Raw genomic sequence first — 18,131 nt, 5'->3', positions numbered from 1 at the left:
GGGGGCAGGGTGCGTCACACCGTGCACGCGGCGTCCGCCGGCGGCACCACCCGGCCCCACTCCCCCGTCGGCGCGGTGCTGGCCGTCGTCGTCCTGGCGGTGCTGACCACACTCGGCATCGCCGCTCCGCCGCCCGGGACATGGGGCACGGGAGTGACCGGCGTACCCGTGGCCGCGGACCTCCACCGGTACGACGGGACGCGCGCCGACACCGGCTGCGACGCCGCCTGCGCCGTCCGGGCGGCCACCCGCCACGAGCAGCCGCAGGGCGAGCACCCGGCCGCACGCGGACTCCTCGGCACCTGCGGCGAGAGCGCGGACACCACCCCGTACCGGCTTCCGAACCCGTGCGGGGCTCCGGCCGAGCACGTGCCCTCCTCGCAGCAGAACTCGGCGCGGGACCGGGGGCGGGCGCCCCCGGGGTTCTCCGGCACCTGACGCCCCTTCCCTTCACTCACCCCGCCCCGCGGCGGCCCACGACGGCCGCCGCCGTGGCGCGCCTGCCGGAGGCACCCCTTGAACCTTTCCCTGCGCGTGCGGGCGCTGCTCGCCCTCGCCGTGCTCGCCCTGTCCCTGTACGTCGCCGCCACCGTGCCGGTCCGGCTCGGACTGGACCTGCGCGGCGGAACACAGATCGTGCTCGAAACCCGTTCCACCCCCACCACCGACGCCGACGGCGCGGCCACCGACCGCACCCTGGAGGTCCTGCGCGGCCGCATCGACGCGCTCGGCGTCGCCGAACCCACCCTGGTGCGCTCCGGCGACCACCGGATCATCGTCGAACTGCCCGGTGTGCAGGACCCGAAGAAGGCCGCCGCCGTCCTGGGCCGCACCGCGCAGCTCACCTTCCACCCCGTGCTCGGTGCCGCGGACGGACCCGACGACACCTCCCGGCCCCTGCCGAAACAGCCCCGGGAACGCGTTGTGCCCGACGAGTCGGGCACGCCGCTGCGCCTCGGACCCGCCTCCCTGACCGGCGAAGACGTCAAGGAGGCCGCCGCCCGGTTCGACCAGCAGGGCGGCGCCGGATGGCACGTCACCGTCGGTTTCGAGGACACCGGCCGCGCCGGCTGGGCCGATCTGACCGGTGAGGCCGCCTGCGAGGCGCCGGGCGATCCGGCACGGCGGGTCGCCATCGTCCTCGACGACAAGGTCATCTCCTCCCCGCAGGTCGACCCGTCCCTCACCTGCGGGACCGGCATCCGCGACGGCGCCACCCGGATCACGGGCTCCTTCAGCCCCGAGGAAGCCCGCGAACTCTCGCTGCTCATCAACGGCGGTGCCCTGCCCGTGCCCGTCGAGACCGTCGAGCAGCGCACCGTCGGCCCCACCCTCGGCGCGCAGGCCATCACCGCCAGTGCCTGGGCGGCGGCCATCGGCACCGCGCTGACCTCGCTGTTCATCATCGTCGTCTACCGGCTGATGGGCGGCCTGGCCGCCGTGGCCCTGGCCTGCTACGGCCTGCTCTCCTACGCCGCCCTGGCCGCCCTCGGCGCCACCCTGACGCTGCCGGGCCTGGCCGGTTTCGTACTGGCCATCGGCATGGCGGTCGACGCCAACGTGCTGGTCTTCGAGCGGGCGCGCGAGGAGTACGCCGTCCGCCGCCGGCCCAGCATCCGCTCGTCGCTCGCGGCCGGCTTCCGCAACGCCTTCAGCGCGATCGCCGACTCCAACATCACCACGCTGATCGCGGCCGCCCTGCTGTTCTTCCTCGCGTCCGGGCCCGTGCGCGGTTTCGGCGTCACCCTCGGCATCGGAGTGCTCGCCTCCATGTTCAGCGCCCTGGTCATCAGCCGGGTGCTCGCCGAGTTCGCCGCGAGCCGCCCGGGCGTGCGCCGCCGCCCCCGTCTCACCGGCATCGCCACCATCGGCGCGGTCCGCGAGCGCCTCACCCGGCGCGACCCGCTCCTGATGCGCCGCCCGCGCCGCTGGCTGGTCACCTCCGCGGCGGTGCTCGCGCTGGCCGGCTCGGGCATCGTGGTGCGCGGCGTCGACCTCGGTGTGGAGTTCACCGGGGGCCGTCTCATCGAGTACACCACCAGCGCCCCCGTCGACCCCGGCCCGGTCCGCACCGCGCTCGCCGACGCCGGGTTCCCCCGGGCGGTCGTGCAGTCCTCCGGTGAGACGGGTCTGACGGTGCGTACGGATCCGCTGACCGACGCGGAGGAGGCCGAGGTCACCGGTGCGGTGCGCGACCTCGACGGCCGGGCGGACAAGGTCCGCGACGAGCTGATCGGCCCCAGCCTCGGCAAGGAGCTGCGCCAAGGTGCCCTGATCGCGCTGGCGGTGGCCCTCGGCGCGCAGTTCGTCTACCTCGCGGCACGCTTCCGCTGGATGCTGGGCTCGGCGGCGGTCGTCGCCCTCCTCCACGACGTGGTCGTCCTGCTCGGAGTGTTCGCCTGGCTCGGCAAGCCGGTCGACGGGGTGTTCCTCGCCGCCCTGCTCACCGTCATCGGCTACTCCGTCAACGACTCCGTCGTCCTCTTCGACCGGGTCCGGGAACTGACCCGGCGGAGCCCCGGGTCGCCGTTCGCCGGCACCGTCAATCAGGCGATCCTGCAGACCCTGCCCCGCACGGTGAACACCGGCATGGGCGCGGCGTTCATGCTCACCGCCCTCGCCGTGCTGGGCGGTTCCTCGCTCACGGACTTCGCCCTGGCCCTGCTGATCGGCCTCGCCGTCGGGACGTACTCCTCGGTGTTCACCGCGGCCCCCGTCGCGATCCGGCTGCACGGGCGTTCCCGTCCGGGAGAGCAGTCGCGGGAGGGTGGAGCGGTCACGAAGTGAGTCGGTCCAGCGCGGCCAGGACCGGGGCCACGCCGTCCTCCCCGGCCAGAGCGCGAGCCGGTGGTGCTGGCGTGCAGGTCGCGGCCCCGGTCGGAGTGGGAGACGGCGTGCGGGTCGACCGGGGTCGGGTGGAAGCGCACCCCCGAGCCGGCGGTCAGGGGTTCGAACAGGGCGTGGGTCGCCAGCGTGACCTCGTGCCCGCTGCGCGCCAGCCCGGCGCCCAGCCCGGTGTACGGCGCGACGTCGCCGCGCGAACCCGCCGTCATGATCACCACGCGCATGGGTCCCAGTGTGGACCGGCCGGGCGCCGGACACACGGCGCACGGCCGCACGTGGGCGAAAATCGCCGGTGCGGGTGTCTGCGGCCGGATCCGCTTACGGCGGGCCGGAGTCCGGTGTGCCGAGCAGGCGGGTGGCGGCGTGACGCAGCCGGGACGAGCGGTCCTCGGTGAGAGCGGTCAGCCGGGCACGGGGCCTCCCGTCGTCCGGGGGCGGTGAGCCGGTGGCCCCCCACGGCGGTCGGGGTCGGACAGCAGCCGGGCGAACGCCCGGTGGCCGCGGGCGCGTCGCGTCCCAGCCGGACGGCGGCGACCGAGGCCCTGCGCCGCACGGCCGGATCCGCGTCGTCCGTCAGCAGGGGCAGCACGTCCCGGCCCGCCTCCGCAATGCCGAGCCGGCCCGGGCCAGGGCGGCGGCCGCGCGCACCCGGGGGGCGGGGGCGTCGGCCGCATCGACGAGGACGCCGGTGTGTTCGCCCCTGCCGGTCCTCCCCAGCCCCTTCGGTGCCGCGGCACGCCGCTCCGGCTCCGGCCGCACCGACTCCCGCAGCAGGAGCGCCATCTGACGGTCCGCCCTCCATGGCCACCCCCGGAGACGCAGATCCTCAGGGATGGTTGCCCGCGGCCCGGGGTTGCGTCGGTCGGCCGCGGTGTCAGCCGATGGACGGTGAGGGCTTCGTGCCGGAGCCGGGTTCCGACGTGACGCGGCTCGGGTCGCTGGTCGGCGCAGCCGGCTCCCGGTGGAACTCCATGGTCATGCGGTCCGGCTTGACCGTGACCACGGCCTGGGCGCGCGGCGCCCGGGAGGTGAGCCGGAAGGACGGCCAGGTGCGCAGGACGGTCGCGAGGATGATCTGGAGTTCGGCCCAGGCGAAGTTCTCGCCGATGCACTTGCGGCGGCCGTCACCGAAGGCGAGGAACGAACCGCGGGTGGCCGCGACGTTCTCGGCCGTCCAGCGGTCCGGGTCGAAGGTGTCGGGGTCGCTGAACACGCCGGGGTCGTGCTGGTGCAGATAGGGGCTCCACACCACGTCGGCGCCCTCGGGAACGAGATGCCCGCCGAGGTCGAGGTCGCGGGTGGCGGTCCGGGTCACCAGCCAGGCCGGGCCGTACTTGCGGATGGCCTCCTGCAACACCCGGCGGGCGTAAGGCATTTGCTCCAGGTCGCCGTAGGTCAGGGGACGGTCCGCGCACACCGCGGCCAGTTCCTCGCGCAGCCGCTGTTCGACGTGCGGATGCCGGGTGATCTCGCACAGGGTCCAGGCCAGGGTGGTGCCGGTGGTTTCGATCGCTCCGGTCAGCAGGGTGATGGCCTCGTCCTGGAGCTGCTGGCGCGTCAGCGGGTTCTCGGCGCTCAGCAGGGTGTCGAAGAGGCCGGTCCGCTCCTCCCGGGCGGCCGCGGCGTGGGGGCATCCCGCGTCGGACGCTGCGGTGGCCCCGGCGTCGGGGGAAGGGCCGGACGCGCGGCTCGCCCGGTGGTCGATGGCCTGGTCGATGAGGGCGCGCAGGCGGGCGACGCGCTGTGCGTGCGCCCGGTTGGCGGGGAGCGGCAGCCGGGTCACCCAGGGCGGCAGGATGGTCTGCCGAATCGTTCCCTTCATGATGTCCGGCATCAGCGTGGTGAACTCGCCCGCCAGGTGCTCGGGCAGGTCCGCTCCGAACAGGGCGACGAGGAAGGCCGCGAGCGTGACCTCGTTCATGTCCTCGTACACTTCGCGCGGCTGCCCCTCGGGCCACGCGCCGACCGTCCTGGCGACCTGCTCGATCATGGCGTCTCCGCGGTCGGCGATGTGCGCCTTGTTGAACATGGGCTGCATCAGACGCCGGTTGCGCAGATGGGCGTCGCCGTCCGCGATCGTGGCGAGGCCGTCTCCGAAGAACACCCGCAGGGCATCGATGATCTTGCCGCCCTTGGCGTAGTGCGCGGCGTCGGTCACCAGGACCTTGCGGGTCAGGGCGGGGTCCGTGACGACGTAGGCGGGCGTGGGGCCGATGCGTATGCGCACGACGGAGCCGTGGGCGCGCAGGGAGCTGATGAAGGGCAGGGGGTTGCGGGCGAGTTGGAGACCGTGACCGATCAGGGGGAGCCCTCCGGGGGCGGTGCGGATGGGGGGCGTGGCGGGAGCGCTCATGGCCGGTTTCACTCCTTGTGGGGGGCGGCGACAACCGATCGATGTATGCCCAACGCATCCCCGCGGAATTCCGATCGCCCGTGCTCTCTGCGTCACACCCGCTCGGCGCCCGCCCTGCGGCGAGTGACCGGCCGGCCCGTCCCGGAACGCACCGGGGCCGGGTCCTCCACCACGGCGTGGTGGAGGACCCGGCCCCGGTGCGGCGGTGGATCAGGAGGACTGGGCGCTCTGGTACAGGTTCTGCGCGTCCGTGCCGAAGTACGGGCCGTACATGGCGTTCGGCAGGAAGTTGTACTTGAAGCTGTTCACCGAGGACTGCAGGCCGGTCCCCGTGGCCTCGCTGAACTGGGTGAACCAGGGGCCTCCGCTGGAGCCGCCGGTCATGTCGCAGGTCATACCGTGGTCCCTGGACAGCAGGAAGTCGCGGGTGGTGGTGCCGCTGCAGTAGATGAACTTCTCCCCGTCGTAGGGCGCGGCGGCCGGGAAGCCGAAGGAGTACATCGCCTTGTTGTAGCCGGTGTTGAAGGCGAGGCCCTGACCGCCGACGACGTCGGTCAGCTTCTGCCCGTCCAGCGGGGCGACCACGGCCGCGCCGATGTCGTAGTTGATGTCCTCACTCGCCGTCCACTGCGGCGTGGAGAGGGTCTTGGCCGCGGTCCAGGTGCCGTACGGGCGCTGCCCGTCGTGGTAGCCGGGCACGAAGACCCAGTTGGTGTGCCAGGCGCCCTCCAGCTTCACGCAGTGGCCCGCGGTGATCACCGTGCTCTTGTTGGCGCTGGTGACGGCGTTGCCGGAGCAGGACGCGGTGCGGCCCTGGTAGCTGAAGAAGACCCGTCCGGCGGTCTTGGTGACCGCTCCCCCGCCGGACCAGGGTCCGCCGCCGTGCGGGAAGGCCAGGGGGCCCGTGGCGGAGGCCGGCGCGCTGGGGGCCACAACCGCCGCCTTGCCCTTGCGGGGTGCGGGTGTCCGTACATCGGCACGGTCGACGGTCAGGAGGTCGAGCGGGGTGGCCTCGCGCATCCGCTGCGGGGTCCAGAAGGCCAGGGCGCGTTCCCGCGCCGAGGTGGTCGTCACGCCGGGGTCCGGTGCGGCGCTCGCCGGTGCGGCGGTGACGCCGGTGGCCAGGAGCGCGGCGACGCCGGCGAGCGCGCCCAGGACGGACCGGCGGACGCGGGTGTCGCCACCGGTCGAGCGTGCGCTGCGGGGTTGGCCCATCACGCGGTCTCCTTCTGCTGTGGGGGCCGGGTGGCGGGAAGCCTTCCACCCGGTCAGGCAGGGGTCTCACTGCGGACAGTCAGGGGGCAGCGTGCCACCGGAAGAGCGATATGGACAGGTGCATGTCATGACGTTGACCGAAAGTTCACGCTCTCTCCGCGTGGGGCGGACATGCGGGCACAGAAGAACCCGGCCTCACGGGGAGGCCGGGTTCGAGATGTGGCTGGCGTCAGAGGACGGGGCCGGGGCCGCCGGGGCTGTCGCCGGGCTGGACGCGGCCACGCCATGCTCCGGATTCGACTCCGCGCTCCTCGATGTACTGCTTGAAGCGCTTCATGTCGCCCTTCACCCGGCGGTCGATGGCGCCCATCATGTCGCCGGCCTTCTCCACGGCTCCCTTGGGCTCGACATCCAGCACGAGCTCCACCCTGGTGTGGGTGTCGTCCAGGCGCTCGAAGCGGACGGAACCCCTCTGGTGGGTGTCTCCGCCGGTCGTACGCCACGTCACCCGCTCGTCGGCCAGCTGGTCGACGATCTCGGTGTCGAACTCGCGCCGTACCCCGCCGATCTTGGTGGTCCAGTGGTTGTGGCGGTCGTCCAGTTGCCTGACCTCCTCGACGCCCTCCATGAAGTTCGGGAACTCCTCGAACTGCGTCCACTGGTTGTAGGCGGTGTGGACGGGCACGTCGACTTCCACGGTCTCCTTGATGGTGCTCATCTGAACTGCCTCCGTTTTCACTGATCGACTGCGGGAGGCCGGCCCACACAGGTCCGGGCCCGCGGAGGCCGGGTACCCGGGAAGCTCCGGTTGCCACATCGGATGTGATCAGACGGTGGTCCTCGCCGTTTCGGAGCGGAAGCCGTGGCCGATCTCGGGGGCCAGCGCGTGGTAGTGGCGGAAGTTGTAGATGAGCGGGCTCCAGGCGGCGGGGTCGATGTGCTGGGTGCCGGGGACGACGATGCGCTCGGCGGCGTGGACGCGCAGGACCTCGCACTCGACGGTGACGAAGAGGCCGGCTCCGCCCGGGGTCAGAGCGCGGGCCCGGGCCTCCAGTTGCAGGGCGCACTCGGCGACCCGCGGGGGCCTCACCAGGTCGGAGGCGGCCGGAGTGAGCCCGGCCGCCGCGAACTTGTCCCGCTCGTGCCGGTAGACGGGCCGCTTGGCCTCCGGCACGGGGTCCGCCCCTGTCAGCGGTGCGAGGCGTTCCACGTGCTCCCACAGGTCGGGCGAGGCCACGTTGATCACGAGCTCCGGGCGCTCGGCGAGATTGCGCGCGGTGTGGCTCTCGCTGCCGAGTCCCAGGACGATGTGGTGCCCCAGGGCCCACGCGGAGGAGATCGGGGCGAGGTTGCAGGTGCCGTCGGCGTTCTCCGTGGTCAGCAGGACCACGGGCGTGCCGAAGTAGAGAATGCTCGGGCGGATCACGAGGTGGGTGCGGGACGTCATGGCCGGGACGCTACGGGCGGGACGCTTCGACGCCCGCCGAAGTGTCGACCGGTGAGGCTGGGCCGGTGGCCGGTGGCCGGTGCCGGGGCCCGCGGCGAGAGCGGTCCGGCCGCACACGAGCCTTCCGGGCATCAGAACCGGTCGTGCTGCTGTTGTTGCCCGTACTCCTGGCCGCTCGGGCCGTTGGCGCTCTGGGTCTGCAGGTGATCCGCCTGCTCCTTGGTCACCTTCTGTTCCGCGCCGCAGAAGGTGCACTGCGTCAGGTACTTCGTCGAGATGGGGAACAGCGGGACGAAGAACAGGGTGAACTTCGTGACGCGCTTCCTGAGCGTGTGGGCGGCGGGGTTTCCGCACTGGCCGCACACCAGCGTCAGTATCGCCAGCTGGTACAGGTATCCCTTGGTGCCGAAGATGATCACGTGTCGGTCCTTCCGGTCGGATCTTCACCCAGTGTCCTGTATCGCGGCCATGTCGGGCGCGTGGACCCCTCGTTCGTGTGGAGAGCCCGGCGGGGGCTGGTCCACTCGGGTGACGGCGGACCGGGTGCCGTCAGGTGCGCCGGTACGGTTCCGCGGTGACCTCGATCTCACCCGAAACGCAGTCCGTGTCCACCGACGACCTGGGTTCCCTCGTCGTCCAGTCCTGGCGGGGCACGACCCCCGAAGGGACCGACGTCCCCTATCTGCTGGCCTGCTCCCTCGGAGACGGGGCGAACGGTCCGGAGGGCACTGCGAAAGCCATCGAGCAACTGCTGCTCGGCGCCGGGCTGCCCCTGGGCGAGGGGCTCGTCCACGCGGCCCAGCGGCCCAGTCTGCCGGTGAGCCTGCTCGTCGTGCCCGGGTCGGCCGTCCTCACCCTGCAGCACCTCAAGTCCCAGTTCGTACCGCCGGAGACCTGGCTGGAGACGGTCGGCGAGCTCGGCTTCGCCTACCTCATCTTCGCCACGCGTCCGTGGCCGGAGGGCGCCGAGCCCGGTGACGCCGAGGCACTCGCCGCCTTCACCTCGGACGAGGACGCGATGGCCTCGGCGGCGCATGTCGTCCTGCCCGCCCGCAGCCTGCGCAGCTGACGCGCGAGGGGAACAGCCCGGGCCCCGTGCGGTGGCCCGGGCTGTGATGTGTCCGCGGTCAGCCGGACAGGGCCGCCAGCACGACGGACTTGGCCTCCTCCTGGACCCGGCTCAGGTGGTCGGGGCCGAGGAACGACTCGGCGTAGATCTTGTAGACGTCCTCGGTGCCCGAGGGACGGGCCGCGAACCAGGCGTTGTCCGTGGTCACCTTGATGCCTCCGATGGCCGCGCCGTTCCCTGGGGCCTCCGTGAGCACCGCCGTGACCGCGTCCCCGGCCAGGGTGTCCGCGCTGACCTGTGCCGGGGAGAGCTTGGCCAGGAGGGCCTTCTCCTCGCGGGTCGCGGGGGCGTCGATGCGGGCGTAGGCCGGTTCGCCGAAGCGGGCGGTCAGCGCCGCGTAGTACTCGGAGGGGGTCTTCCCGGTGACCGCCGTGATCTCGGAGGCGAGCAGCGCCAGGAGGATGCCGTCCTTGTCGGTGGTCCACACGGAACCGTCCCGGCGCAGGAAGGACGCCCCGGCGGACTCCTCCCCGCCGAAGCCGATGGTGCCGCCGGCCAGTCCGTCCACGAACCACTTGAAGCCGACGGGCACCTCGACCAGCTCGCGGCCCAGGTCGGCGGCGACCCGGTCGATCATGGCGGAGGAGACCAGCGTCTTGCCGATGCCGGTGGTGGCCGGCCAGCGGTCGCGGTGGGCGTACAGGTAGGAGATGGCCACGGCCAGGTAGTGGTTGGGGTTCATCAGGCCCGCGTCCGGGGTGACGATGCCGTGCCGGTCGGCGTCGGCGTCGTTGCCGGTGGAGATCTGGAAGCGGTCGCGCTGCTCGATGAGCGAGGCCATCGCGTACGGCGACGAGCAGTCCATGCGGATCTTGCCGTCCCAGTCGAGCGTCATGAACCGCCAGGTGGGGTCGGTGTGCGGGTTGACCACGGTCAGGTCGAGGCCGTGCTGTTCGGCGATGCGGCCCCAGTAGGCGACCGACGCCCCGCCGAGCGGGTCGGCGCCGATCCGGATACCGGCCGAGCGGATCGCGTCCAGGTCGAGCACGTCGGGCAGGTCGGCGACGTAGGTGCCGAGGAAGTCGTAACGCCCGGTGGTGGGTGCGGCGAGGGCGCGGGCATACGAGACGCGTCGTACGTCCTTCAGGCCGCCCCGGATGATCTCGTTCGCCCGGTCCTGGATCCAGGAGGTCGCGTCGGAGGCGGCGGGGCCACCGCTCGGCGGGTTGTACTTGAACCCGCCGTCGGCGGGCGGGTTGTGGGAGGGCGTGACCACGACCCCGTCCGCGAGGCCGCTGGTGCGGGCGCGGTTGTGGGTGAGGATGGCGTGCGAGACGGCCGGGGTGGGCGTGTAGCCGTCCGCGTCGTCGATCAGCACGGTCACCTCGTTGGCGGCGAACACCTCGAGGGCGGTCACCCGGGCGGGCTCCGAGAGGGCGTGGGTGTCGGCACCCAAGAAGAGGGGACCGTCGATGCCCTGGCCGGCGCGGTACTCGCAGATGGCCTGGCTGGTCGCCGCGATGTGGTCGTCGTTGAAGGCGGCCGCCAGGGACGATCCGCGGTGTCCGGAGGTCCCGAACGTGACGCGCTGCCCCGGGTCGTCCGGGTCGGGCCGGCGCGCGTAGTACGCGGTGACCAGCCGAGCGACATCGACGAGATCCTCGGGTCCGGCCGGACTTCCCGCTCGCTCGTGCTGCATGGGCCCGCTCCTCCGCATGGGTCGATCCTTCGCGTGCGGTCTCATCCTTCCTCGTCACGGCGGTGAAGCGCGAGGGGGGCACCCCGGTGAGGGACGGATGTGCGCCAGGCCGCGCGTCGGGGAGCGGCTCGGAGCACGGGGAAGGCGGCGCCACGGACCACCGGAACACCCGGTGGCGCGTCGCGCCGCCTGCTCCCCTGATGCCGGCACGTCCATCGCGCCGGCCGTGCTCAGATCCGCCCGCCGGTCAGGCGGGTGAGGGGGCCGTGCGCGCCGCGTTCCGCGCGGCGTCCGACGGCGTAGGACGCGGCGCTCAAAGCGGTCAGGCCGGCGCCGACGCCCGCGGCCACGAGCTTGCGGTGGGCGATGACCGTCCAGGCCGTCTTCGCCGTGGTCGCGACGTGGCCCGAGGCCGTGACGACCGCCTGGCGGCCGGCCTCGACGCCCTTGGCCGCGGTCTGTGCGGCCGTCTTCGCTGTCTCGGCGGAGCGCTCCGCGCCGGACTTGGCGGCTGACGCCGCCTCACCGGCTTTGCCCGCGGCGCCCTTCGCCGCCTGGGACGCGGGCGCGGTGGCCTTGTCCGCCGTGCTGCGGGCCTTGGACTCCGCGGTCCGTACGGTGGTCGCCTTCTGATTCGTGCGCTTGTTCTCTTCAGTCATGGACACCGACTTGCCTCTGACTCCGGCCGCAAACACATTCGGTCGCGCGCCAAGCGGGCAACGGCGTGCCTGAGCACGTCCTCGGCAGGGTACGCGCACTACAGGCAAGCGACAGCGCGACAGGAAGGAAGGTGCGTCATGGCCGGAATGCTGGATCGCATCAAGCAGTTCGCCCGGAGCCCGCAGGGGCGGCGGGCCGTGGACCAGGCGCGGCGGGCCGCGGCCGACCCCCGCAAGCGGGCCCAGGCCCAGCGTCTGCTCGGCAAGCTCAGGGGCCGCCACTGACCGTGACGCCCGTGGGCTGGTCCGATGGGCGGGGGCGGGGAACGGCAGGCGGGTGTGCGCCTTGGGCGTCGCCGGGGTTCTGGCGGGGTGGTGCTGGTCGGCTGCGGCGACTACGGCGACTCGGGCGACGGCACGCGGGGCGAGGTGGAGGGCTCATCCTGCGCGGACGCGCCATCGGGCAAGATGGGGCGCATGAGCGTAGTCAAGATCAACGTGCTGACCGTGCCCGCCGAGCAGCGGGAGACGCTGGAGAAGCGGTTCGCCTCCCGGGCGCACGCCGTGGAGCACTCCGACGGGTTCGAGTGGTTCGAGCTGCTCCGCCCGGTGGAGGGCACCGACACCTACCTCGTCTACACGCGGTGGCGTGACGAGGAGTCGTTCCAGGCCTGGATGGAGGGGCCGATGAAGAGCGCGCACCAGGGCGGCGGCGAGGGCGGCGAACGGCCGAAGCCCGCGGCGAGCGGTTCCACGCTGTGGTCCTTCGAGGTGGTGCAGCAGGCCGGGCCGAAGCAGGTCTGACCGACGGCGCGACGCACGAGGTCCCCCACGCCCACGCGGCGCGGGGGACCTCGTGCGTGACGGTCCCGCGGACGCTCAGGTACGCCCGGAGCGCTCGTGCGTGATGCCCCTGCGGGCGCTAGACGCGCCCGGAGCGCGTGGGTACGGCGGTGCGCCCGACGGCGGCGGCCAGCTTGCGCAGCCGGCGCCAGTCGAGCCGCGGGGGCGCCTCGGGGACTCCGGGACGGTCGCGGGGCACCCGGACGCGCAGGGCACGGCGCGCGATGCGGCAGTGGACGGGAGCGGGCATGGTGAGCGCCTCTCCGTCGAGGCCGACGTCCAGCTGCGGTTCGTCGGCGTCGATGACGACGTGCTGGGCGGTGAGCACGGTGAGCCCCTCCGGGCGCGGGGACAGCAGGAGTTCGGCGGCCTCCACCGCACTGTCCACGCGGACGGCGAGCACGCCCAGCCGCCCCGAGTTGAGCCGCTCGCGCCGGCCGAAGCCGAAGGGGTCGTCCATGCGGTAGGCGTTGTTGCTGACCAGGATGGCCTGCGGGTCGGCGACGGTGGTGCCGTCGGCGGTGGCGGTCAGACGCGGGCCGCTCTGCCGGGTGAGCAGGTCGGGCAGGCGCTCCAGGGCCGCGCCCACTTTGTCCTCGCGGTAGCCGGGGCTCTGGACGACGGCCCCGTACACGCCGAACGAGGCGTTGTTGACGAACGGGTGGTCGTCGGCGAACCCGAGGTCGACGCGGAGTTCGACGCCGTCGGTGAGGGCGTCGAGGCAGGTGGCGGGGTCGTCCCGGTCCAGGCCCAGGTCCATGGCGAAGTGGTTGCGGGTACCGGCGGCGATGACGAGGAACGGCAGGCCGTGCTCCGCGGCGACGGCGGCGACCAGGGCCTGGGTGCCGTCGCCGCCCGCGACGCCCAGGAGGTCGGCTCCCTCGGCCACGGCGGCCTTGGCCAGGGCGGTGACGTCGTGCTGCTGGTCCGGGTCGAGCAGGACGACCTGCGCGCCCAGTGCCTCGGCCTTCTCCCGCAGGTTGAACTTCTCGACCTTGCCGCCGCCGGAGCGGGGGTTGAGCAGCAGGAAGGGACGCAGCGGCGGCGGTGTGCGGTACTCCTTGACCCGTACGGTCCGCAGGCCCGTGCTGCGCAGGGCGTAGCGGCCGCTCCAGACCGCCGCGCACCACAGGAGCAGGGAGACGAAGACCACCCAGAGCAGATTCGCGGTGGCGAAGAGGGTGATGAGGCCGACGGGCGCGACGACGGCCAGCGCGGCCGACACGATGCGAACCGCTCCCCGCCGGGACAGCACCCACCAGAGCGCGGCCGCGGTCAGGGCGAGTCCCGCGAGGCCCGCCACGAGCAGGAGCAGTCCTCGCAGTCCGCCGGAGACGAGCGGCAGCAGCGCCGCCAGTGCGGCCGCGGCCAGGGCGCCCCGGGCGGCCCACCTCTGCCGGCGGTGAAACCGCTCGTCCATCGCCGATCCCATCTCGTCCTCCGCTCGAAGGCCGGCGCGGGCGGGCTCCCGCGGACCGTGCCCCGCCGTGACCATGGTGCCCGCCGACGCGTCGGCACTGCCACCACCATCCTCGATGGCTCCCCCGCCGCCGGACTCGTCAGACGTGACGGTCCCTCGGGGGCGGACCCATCGGTAGCGTACGCGGCTCGGCCGGCGCGGTTCCGCGCACCGGGGGACATCCGCACGCCTCCTCACCTCAGCGGACCGTAATCCCTCTTGACCTGGTGAGTCTCATTACGCAACTCTGTGGCCACAGTTCCTGTCGACGAGGAGGCCGGCACGCGATGGAGTGGACGGGCGCGCGGTACGCGGACCAACCGACGGTCGAGGTGACGACGTGGGTCGCCGCCCCGCCGGGGAGGGTGTGGGAGCTGGTGTCGGATGTGACGCGGATGCCGGAGATGAGCGAGGAGCTGCACTCGGCGCGATGGGCCGAGGGTGCGTCCGGGCCGGCCGTGGGGGCCCGGTTCACCGGCCGGAGCAGGCACGAGCAGCTCGGGGAGTGGGAGACGACGTCGACGGTCGTGGCGTGCGAGCCGGAGCGGGAGTTCGCCTGGGCGGTGGGGGACCCGGCCGAACCCAGTGCCGTGTGGCGGTTCCGGCTCGAGCCGAAGGACAGCGGGACCGTGTTGTCGCAGTGGATGCGGATGGGGCCCGGCCGTTCGGGTCTGTCGTTCGCGATCGACGCCATGCCGGAGAAGGAGCAGAAGATCGTGTTCGTGAGGCTGCGGGAGTTCGAGCGGGGCATGACCGCGACGCTGGAGCACATCAGGCAGCGGGCGGAGGCATGATGCGCGCGGCGACGACCGTCGAGGCGGCGGCCCTCGGCTCCTGGTCCCGGCAGGCCGACTTCGTGACGGAGGCCGAGAAGCTGGGGCTCGACATCTGCTGGGTGGCCGAGGCCTGGGGTTCGGACGCTCCGTCCGCCCTGGGCTTCTACGCCGCCCGTACGGAGCGGATGCTGCTCGGCTCGGGGGTCATGCAGGTCGGCACGCGCACGCCGGTCGCCCTCGCGCAGACGGCGATCACCCTGTCCAACCTGTCCGGCGGCCGGTTCCTGCTGGGGCTCGGCCCGTCCGGGCCGCAGGTGATGGAGGGCCTGCACGGGGTGCCGTTCGCCCGTCCGCTGGCGCGGATGCGGGAGACGGTGGAGATCGTGCGGCAGGTGGTCGGAGGCGGCAAAGTCTCCTACAGCGGCTCGGAGTTCGGCATTCCGCTGCCCGGCGCGGAGGCGGTGCCGATGCGGCTTTCCATGCGCGCCGAGCACCCCGTCCCCGTCTATCTGGCCGCGCTGTCCCCCGCCATGCTCCGGCTGACCGGCCAGGTCGCGGACGGCTGGCTCGGCACGAGCTTCGTCCCCGAGGGCGCGGCGGAGGCCTACTTCGCTCCCCTGGACGAGGGTCTGGCCGCCGCCGGCCGGGAGCGTGCCGGGTTCGACGTCTGCCAGGGCGCCGAGGTCGCGTTCGCCCGGGACGAGGAGGCGCTGGCCGCCATGGTCGCCGGGCGGAAGAAGGAACTGGCCTTCAGCCTGGGCGGCATGGGTTCCGCGTCGACCAACTTCTACAACCGGGCCTACAGCCGGCAGGGCTGGGCCGAGGTCGCGGCGGAGGTCCGCGAGCGCTGGCAGGCGGGTGACCGGGACGGTGCGGCAGGTCTCGTCACCGACGAGATAGTGCTGGCGACGACGCTCATCGGCACGGAGGAGATGGTCCGGCGGCGGCTGCGCGTCTGGCGCGACGCCGGGGTGGACACGGTCCGCCTCTACCCGGCCGGGGAGACCCTCGACGACCGGCTCGACACCCTCGGCAGGGCGATCGAGCTGGTCCACGAGACCTAGCACGGAAGCCGGCGGGTAAGCTCCCCTGCTGATCATCGGCGGACACGATCAACAGGGGGGCTCCGTGCGGGCCATGGCTACCGTGACGACGACCGCGCTGTGCCTGCTGGCGAGCGCGGCCCTGGCCGGCTGCGGGTCCGGCGGCGGCGAGGAGGAGAGATCCGCCGGCGACATCCTCGACGAGGCCAACGCCAGGATGCGGAAGCTGGATTCCGTCACCGTCGACATCACCAACCGCACCACGAGCAGCGGCACGGTCACCAGCCACCTCGTGACCGACCTGGACAGCCGGTGCCGGTCGAGGACGACCTGGTCCAAGGGCGGCACGCTGGAGCAGATCCGCCTGGACGAGACCGACTACGTCCGTCCGGACCGGGCCTACCTCCAGAAGTGGAAGAACAAGCCGGGCGCCACCGGCGAGCAGAGGCTCTGGGTGAAGACACCCGTGAAGCAGGCCCCCGCCGGGGGCAACGGACTCACCTCCTGCGAACGGCCCTTCGACTCGTTCGGCACGGCGAAGAAGGGCGGATCCGCGCGCGTCGGAGACACCGAGGCCATCGAACTGATCGTCACCGACAAGGCGGACAAGGAAGGGACGTACACCTTCTACGTGGCCCGGGAGGGCGAGCCGTATCTGCTGAAGACGGTCTACAAGAGCGCCGCACAGCAGACCACGACGTCGTTCAGCGGCTTCGACGAGCCACTGAACGTACGGGCGCCGAAGCCGGGTGAGGTGCTGAGCGCGAGCGACTGAGCACCGCGACCGAACACCCCCTCGGGGAGGGCAGCGCTTTCCGTTGGGTTTCCGGTGGCAACCGGCCGAGGGGACGAATCGTCACACCAGGGCTTGACGGGGTGGAGTCGGGCTCGGCCTACTGGAAGGCGCAGCCGGCCGTGTCGGGGGGCAGGTCCGGCGTCGGCCCTGGGGTCGAGTCCACTCCGTGTTCCCCCGCCGGAACGCAGGTCAGGGGTCTGATGGTGCGGCGACGTTGGGCAGCGGTGGTGGGTCTGGTGGCCTGCCTGCTGTTGCTGCAACTCGTCGTCCCGGGGCTCGCGGGCGAGGGGCGCGCGGCAGTCGTGGCCGCGGTGGAGTCGGACGCGGCGTGGAGTGCCGGGGCCGAGGGGGCCAGAGAGGCCGAGGAGCCGTGTCCGTGTGAAAAGGAGCCGTCCGGGCGGCAGCCCGCGGCCCGGACACCGCGGGCTGCCGTGGGGGCGGCCGGGGTGAGCCCTGCGGTGACCGGCGCTTCCGTGCCGGACCGGGATGGCCCGGACCTCCGTGCGGCGGGAGCGGGACCGTGTCCGGGGGCGGTCGGATCCGCCCCGAGCGCTGCCCGGTTGCAGACGTTCCGCTGCTGAGGGACGGCAGTACCGACAAGGGCCTGCGCCGTGCGGCCTGAGTACTGCCCTGGTGCCGAATCGCGGTGATGTGCAGGCCTTCGTGTGTCCCCATGCCGATGACACAGGAGGCAGAGTTGCCTGGACAGCGCGTTCTCGTTCTGAGGCCGGACGAACTCGGTCCGAACGAGCAGAAGATGTGGCGGGAGATCCGTACGGAGTCCGGCGCCCCGGCGAATCCCTTTCTCGATCCGGCGTTCACCGTGGCGGTGGGACGGGTCAGGCCGGGAGTCAGGGTGGCGGTGCTGCTGGACGACGGTTCCCCCGTGGGGTTCTTCCCGTACGAGGTGGGGGTGTGGGGCCGGGGCCGGGCTGTCGGCCTGGGGGTGTCCGACAGTCAGGGGGCGGTGCTGCGTCCGGGGATCCGGCTGGACGCGCGCCGGCTGTTACGGGTCTGCGGGCTGTCGGCTTGGGAGTTCGACAATCTGGAAGCCGGTCAGGAGGTGTTCGTGCCGCACGCGGTCGAAGAGCTCGCCTCTCCGGTCGTCGACATCGGCGAGGGCTTCGAGGCGTACACGCGACGGCTGCGGGCGCGGTCACCGGGCTTCCTCAGACAGACTCTGGCCAAGGAGCGCAAGCTGGTCCGGCAGGTCGGCCCGGTGCGGTTCGTGTACGACGCCCGGGACCCCGCCGCGCTGCGGGCGCTGATGGAGTGGAAATCGGCGCAGTACCGGCGCACCGGCCGGCGGGACCGGTTCGCGCAGGAGTGGATCACCCGGCTGGTGGGGCTGCTCGGGGAGAGCGAGGAGCCGGAGTGCCGCGGGGTGCTGTCCGTGCTGTACGCCGCGGACCGGCCTGTCGCCGCGCACTTCGGGCTGCGCTCGCGCACCGTGCTGTCCTGGTGGTTCCCGGCGTACGACCGCGCGTTCGCCAAGTACTCCCCCGGTCTCGTGCTGCAGTTGAGGATGCTGGAGGCCGCGGCGGCCGACGGCGTCGAGACCGTCGACCTGGGGAGCGGTCCAGCCCGCTACAAGGAGTCGCTCAAGACCCGCGACCTGCGGGTGTACGAGGGAGCGGTGGTGCGGCCGGTACCGGGCGGGGCAGCCCACTGGCTGGGCCGGGAGCCCGCCCGGGCCGCCCGCCGCTTCGTACGCAACCGGCCTCGGCTGGCCGGTGCGGCGGCACGGACGCTGGAGGAACTGGGCCGGTTCCGCGGCGGCTGAGGCGGACCGCCGGGCCGGGCAACCGGCGTGGCCCGTGCCCCGGCCGCGCTGTAGCCGCCCGGCCGGCGGGCCGTGGCCCGGGCACCCCGCCCGTGGACCCGGCGCTCTGGCGACGGACGGCTGCTCCGGCACCCGGTCCACGGGC

Annotated in this window: 18 protein-coding genes and 1 pseudogene; 9 read left to right on the top strand and 10 right to left on the bottom strand. The window is 72.9% G+C overall.

Features of this window, described 5'->3' with window-relative positions; all coding sequences use genetic code 11:
• Positions 1 to 9 precede the first annotated feature (9 nt).
• Together IGS69_RS33385 and secD are read left to right on the top strand one after the other, a co-directional pair.
• Positions 10 to 438: a hypothetical protein gene (locus IGS69_RS33385; protein WP_190904172.1), complete on the top strand. Its 429-nt coding sequence runs from the start codon at positions 10 to 12 to the stop codon at positions 436 to 438.
• A gap of 78 nt (positions 439 to 516) precedes the next feature.
• Positions 517 to 2,787 carry a protein translocase subunit SecD gene (gene secD / locus IGS69_RS33380; RefSeq protein ID WP_190904171.1) on the top strand — a complete coding sequence of 757 codons (2,271 nt, stop codon included), beginning with the start codon at positions 517 to 519 and terminating at the stop codon, positions 2,785 to 2,787.
• Positions 2,788 to 2,897: 110 nt separating this feature from the next.
• Here the strand turns inward: secD and IGS69_RS33375 are convergent.
• The 7 genes and pseudogenes from IGS69_RS33375 to IGS69_RS33345 all read right to left on the bottom strand — a co-directional run.
• Positions 2,898 to 3,053, bottom strand: a pseudogene (locus tag IGS69_RS33375) (glycosyltransferase); the annotation flags it as partial.
• 364 nt (positions 3,054 to 3,417) lie between these two features.
• Entirely contained in the window at positions 3,418 to 3,627 is a 210-nt protein-coding gene (locus IGS69_RS33370) for a hypothetical protein (protein WP_190904170.1), read from the bottom strand.
• Between the two features lie 91 nt (positions 3,628 to 3,718).
• Entirely contained in the window at positions 3,719 to 5,197 is a 1,479-nt protein-coding gene (locus tag IGS69_RS33365) for a cytochrome P450 (protein ID WP_190904169.1), read from the bottom strand.
• Between the two features lie 210 nt (positions 5,198 to 5,407).
• Positions 5,408 to 6,412, bottom strand: a complete 1,005-nt coding sequence (locus IGS69_RS33360) for a trypsin-like serine peptidase (protein ID WP_190904168.1) — start codon at positions 6,410 to 6,412, stop codon at positions 5,408 to 5,410.
• Positions 6,413 to 6,641: 229 nt separating this feature from the next.
• Positions 6,642 to 7,130, bottom strand: coding sequence for an SRPBCC family protein (locus IGS69_RS33355; protein WP_190904167.1), 489 nt, complete (start codon positions 7,128 to 7,130; stop codon positions 6,642 to 6,644).
• 108 nt (positions 7,131 to 7,238) lie between these two features.
• Entirely contained in the window at positions 7,239 to 7,859 is a 621-nt protein-coding gene (locus IGS69_RS33350) for a flavin reductase family protein (RefSeq protein WP_190904166.1), read from the bottom strand.
• 131 nt (positions 7,860 to 7,990) lie between these two features.
• On the bottom strand, positions 7,991 to 8,278 hold the full coding sequence (locus IGS69_RS33345; protein ID WP_190904165.1) for a zinc-ribbon domain-containing protein: 288 nt from the start codon (positions 8,276 to 8,278) through the stop codon (positions 7,991 to 7,993).
• A 155-nt stretch (positions 8,279 to 8,433) separates the two neighbouring features.
• On the opposite strand from IGS69_RS33345, the gene IGS69_RS33340 reads away from it, so the two are divergent.
• Positions 8,434 to 8,928, top strand: a complete 495-nt coding sequence (locus tag IGS69_RS33340) for a DUF5949 family protein (protein WP_190904164.1) — start codon at positions 8,434 to 8,436, stop codon at positions 8,926 to 8,928.
• Positions 8,929 to 8,986: 58 nt separating this feature from the next.
• Here IGS69_RS33340 and pgm read toward each other — a convergent pair whose 3' ends face one another.
• A complete protein-coding gene (gene pgm, locus IGS69_RS33335) occupies positions 8,987 to 10,627 on the bottom strand; it encodes a phosphoglucomutase (alpha-D-glucose-1,6-bisphosphate-dependent) (RefSeq protein ID WP_190904163.1) in 1,641 nt (546 codons plus the stop codon).
• A 230-nt stretch (positions 10,628 to 10,857) separates the two neighbouring features.
• Positions 10,858 to 11,286 carry a hypothetical protein gene (locus tag IGS69_RS33330; protein ID WP_190904162.1) on the bottom strand — a complete coding sequence of 143 codons (429 nt, stop codon included), beginning with the start codon at positions 11,284 to 11,286 and terminating at the stop codon, positions 10,858 to 10,860.
• A gap of 138 nt (positions 11,287 to 11,424) precedes the next feature.
• Between IGS69_RS33330 and IGS69_RS33325 the strand changes: the two genes are divergently transcribed.
• Together IGS69_RS33325 and IGS69_RS33320 are read left to right on the top strand one after the other, a co-directional pair.
• Positions 11,425 to 11,571 (top strand): hypothetical protein, encoded by a 147-nt coding sequence (locus tag IGS69_RS33325; protein WP_179878731.1) that lies wholly within the window; start codon positions 11,425 to 11,427, stop codon positions 11,569 to 11,571.
• A gap of 192 nt (positions 11,572 to 11,763) precedes the next feature.
• The gene (locus tag IGS69_RS33320; RefSeq protein WP_190904161.1) at positions 11,764 to 12,090 is read left to right on the top strand and encodes an antibiotic biosynthesis monooxygenase family protein; all 327 of its coding nucleotides are present in this window, start codon (positions 11,764 to 11,766) and stop codon (positions 12,088 to 12,090) included.
• Between the two features lie 118 nt (positions 12,091 to 12,208).
• Here the strand turns inward: IGS69_RS33320 and IGS69_RS33315 are convergent, their stop codons facing one another.
• On the bottom strand, positions 12,209 to 13,561 hold the full coding sequence (locus tag IGS69_RS33315; protein WP_190904160.1) for a diacylglycerol/lipid kinase family protein: 1,353 nt from the start codon (positions 13,559 to 13,561) through the stop codon (positions 12,209 to 12,211).
• A 314-nt stretch (positions 13,562 to 13,875) separates the two neighbouring features.
• Between IGS69_RS33315 and IGS69_RS33310 the strand changes: the two genes are divergently transcribed.
• The 4 genes from IGS69_RS33310 to IGS69_RS33295 all read left to right on the top strand — a co-directional run bounded on the left by IGS69_RS33310 (position 13,876) and on the right by IGS69_RS33295 (position 17,986).
• On the top strand, positions 13,876 to 14,382 hold the full coding sequence (locus IGS69_RS33310; RefSeq protein ID WP_190904159.1) for an SRPBCC family protein: 507 nt from the start codon (positions 13,876 to 13,878) through the stop codon (positions 14,380 to 14,382).
• Positions 14,382 to 15,428 carry an LLM class flavin-dependent oxidoreductase gene (locus IGS69_RS33305; protein ID WP_190904158.1) on the top strand — a complete coding sequence of 349 codons (1,047 nt, stop codon included), beginning with the start codon at positions 14,382 to 14,384 and terminating at the stop codon, positions 15,426 to 15,428. The genes IGS69_RS33310 and IGS69_RS33305 overlap by 1 nt, the downstream gene beginning before the upstream one ends.
• 73 nt (positions 15,429 to 15,501) lie before the next feature.
• Positions 15,502 to 16,182 (top strand): hypothetical protein, encoded by a 681-nt coding sequence (locus IGS69_RS33300; RefSeq protein ID WP_190904157.1) that lies wholly within the window; start codon positions 15,502 to 15,504, stop codon positions 16,180 to 16,182.
• Between the two features lie 700 nt (positions 16,183 to 16,882).
• Complete coding sequence (locus tag IGS69_RS33295) at positions 16,883 to 17,986, top strand: GNAT family N-acetyltransferase (RefSeq protein ID WP_190904755.1); 1,104 nt, start codon at positions 16,883 to 16,885, stop codon at positions 17,984 to 17,986.
• Positions 17,987 to 18,131: the final 145 nt, after the last annotated feature.

Source organism: Streptomyces tuirus (assembly GCF_014701095.1).
Taxonomy (GTDB): domain Bacteria; phylum Actinomycetota; class Actinomycetes; order Streptomycetales; family Streptomycetaceae; genus Streptomyces; species Streptomyces tuirus.
The sequence above is the reverse complement of the archived record's forward strand: the minus strand, read 5'-3'. Positions and strand labels throughout refer to the sequence as shown.

Bases quoted from the DNA above. Each gene is read 5' to 3' on its own strand.
- IGS69_RS33370 (WP_190904170.1), bottom strand. From the start codon at position 3,627: ATGGCGCTCCTGCTGCGGGAGTCGGTGCGGCCGGAGCCGGAGCGGCGT.
- IGS69_RS33365 (WP_190904169.1), bottom strand. From the start codon at position 5,197: ATGAGCGCTCCCGCCACGCCCCCCATCCGCACCGCCCCCGGAGGGCTC.
- IGS69_RS33360 (WP_190904168.1), bottom strand. From the start codon at position 6,412: ATGGGCCAACCCCGCAGCGCACGCTCGACCGGTGGCGACACCCGCGTC.
- IGS69_RS33355 (WP_190904167.1), bottom strand. From the start codon at position 7,130: ATGAGCACCATCAAGGAGACCGTGGAAGTCGACGTGCCCGTCCACACC.
- IGS69_RS33350 (WP_190904166.1), bottom strand. From the start codon at position 7,859: ATGACGTCCCGCACCCACCTCGTGATCCGCCCGAGCATTCTCTACTTC.
- pgm (WP_190904163.1), bottom strand. From the start codon at position 10,627: ATGCAGCACGAGCGAGCGGGAAGTCCGGCCGGACCCGAGGATCTCGTC.
- IGS69_RS33330 (WP_190904162.1), bottom strand. From the start codon at position 11,286: ATGACTGAAGAGAACAAGCGCACGAATCAGAAGGCGACCACCGTACGG.
- IGS69_RS33325 (WP_179878731.1), top strand. From the start codon at position 11,425: ATGGCCGGAATGCTGGATCGCATCAAGCAGTTCGCCCGGAGCCCGCAG.
- IGS69_RS33320 (WP_190904161.1), top strand. From the start codon at position 11,764: ATGAGCGTAGTCAAGATCAACGTGCTGACCGTGCCCGCCGAGCAGCGG.
- IGS69_RS33315 (WP_190904160.1), bottom strand. From the start codon at position 13,561: ATGGGATCGGCGATGGACGAGCGGTTTCACCGCCGGCAGAGGTGGGCC.
- IGS69_RS33310 (WP_190904159.1), top strand. From the start codon at position 13,876: ATGGAGTGGACGGGCGCGCGGTACGCGGACCAACCGACGGTCGAGGTG.
- IGS69_RS33305 (WP_190904158.1), top strand. From the start codon at position 14,382: ATGCGCGCGGCGACGACCGTCGAGGCGGCGGCCCTCGGCTCCTGGTCC.
- IGS69_RS33300 (WP_190904157.1), top strand. From the start codon at position 15,502: ATGGCTACCGTGACGACGACCGCGCTGTGCCTGCTGGCGAGCGCGGCC.
- IGS69_RS33295 (WP_190904755.1), top strand. From the start codon at position 16,883: ATGACACAGGAGGCAGAGTTGCCTGGACAGCGCGTTCTCGTTCTGAGG.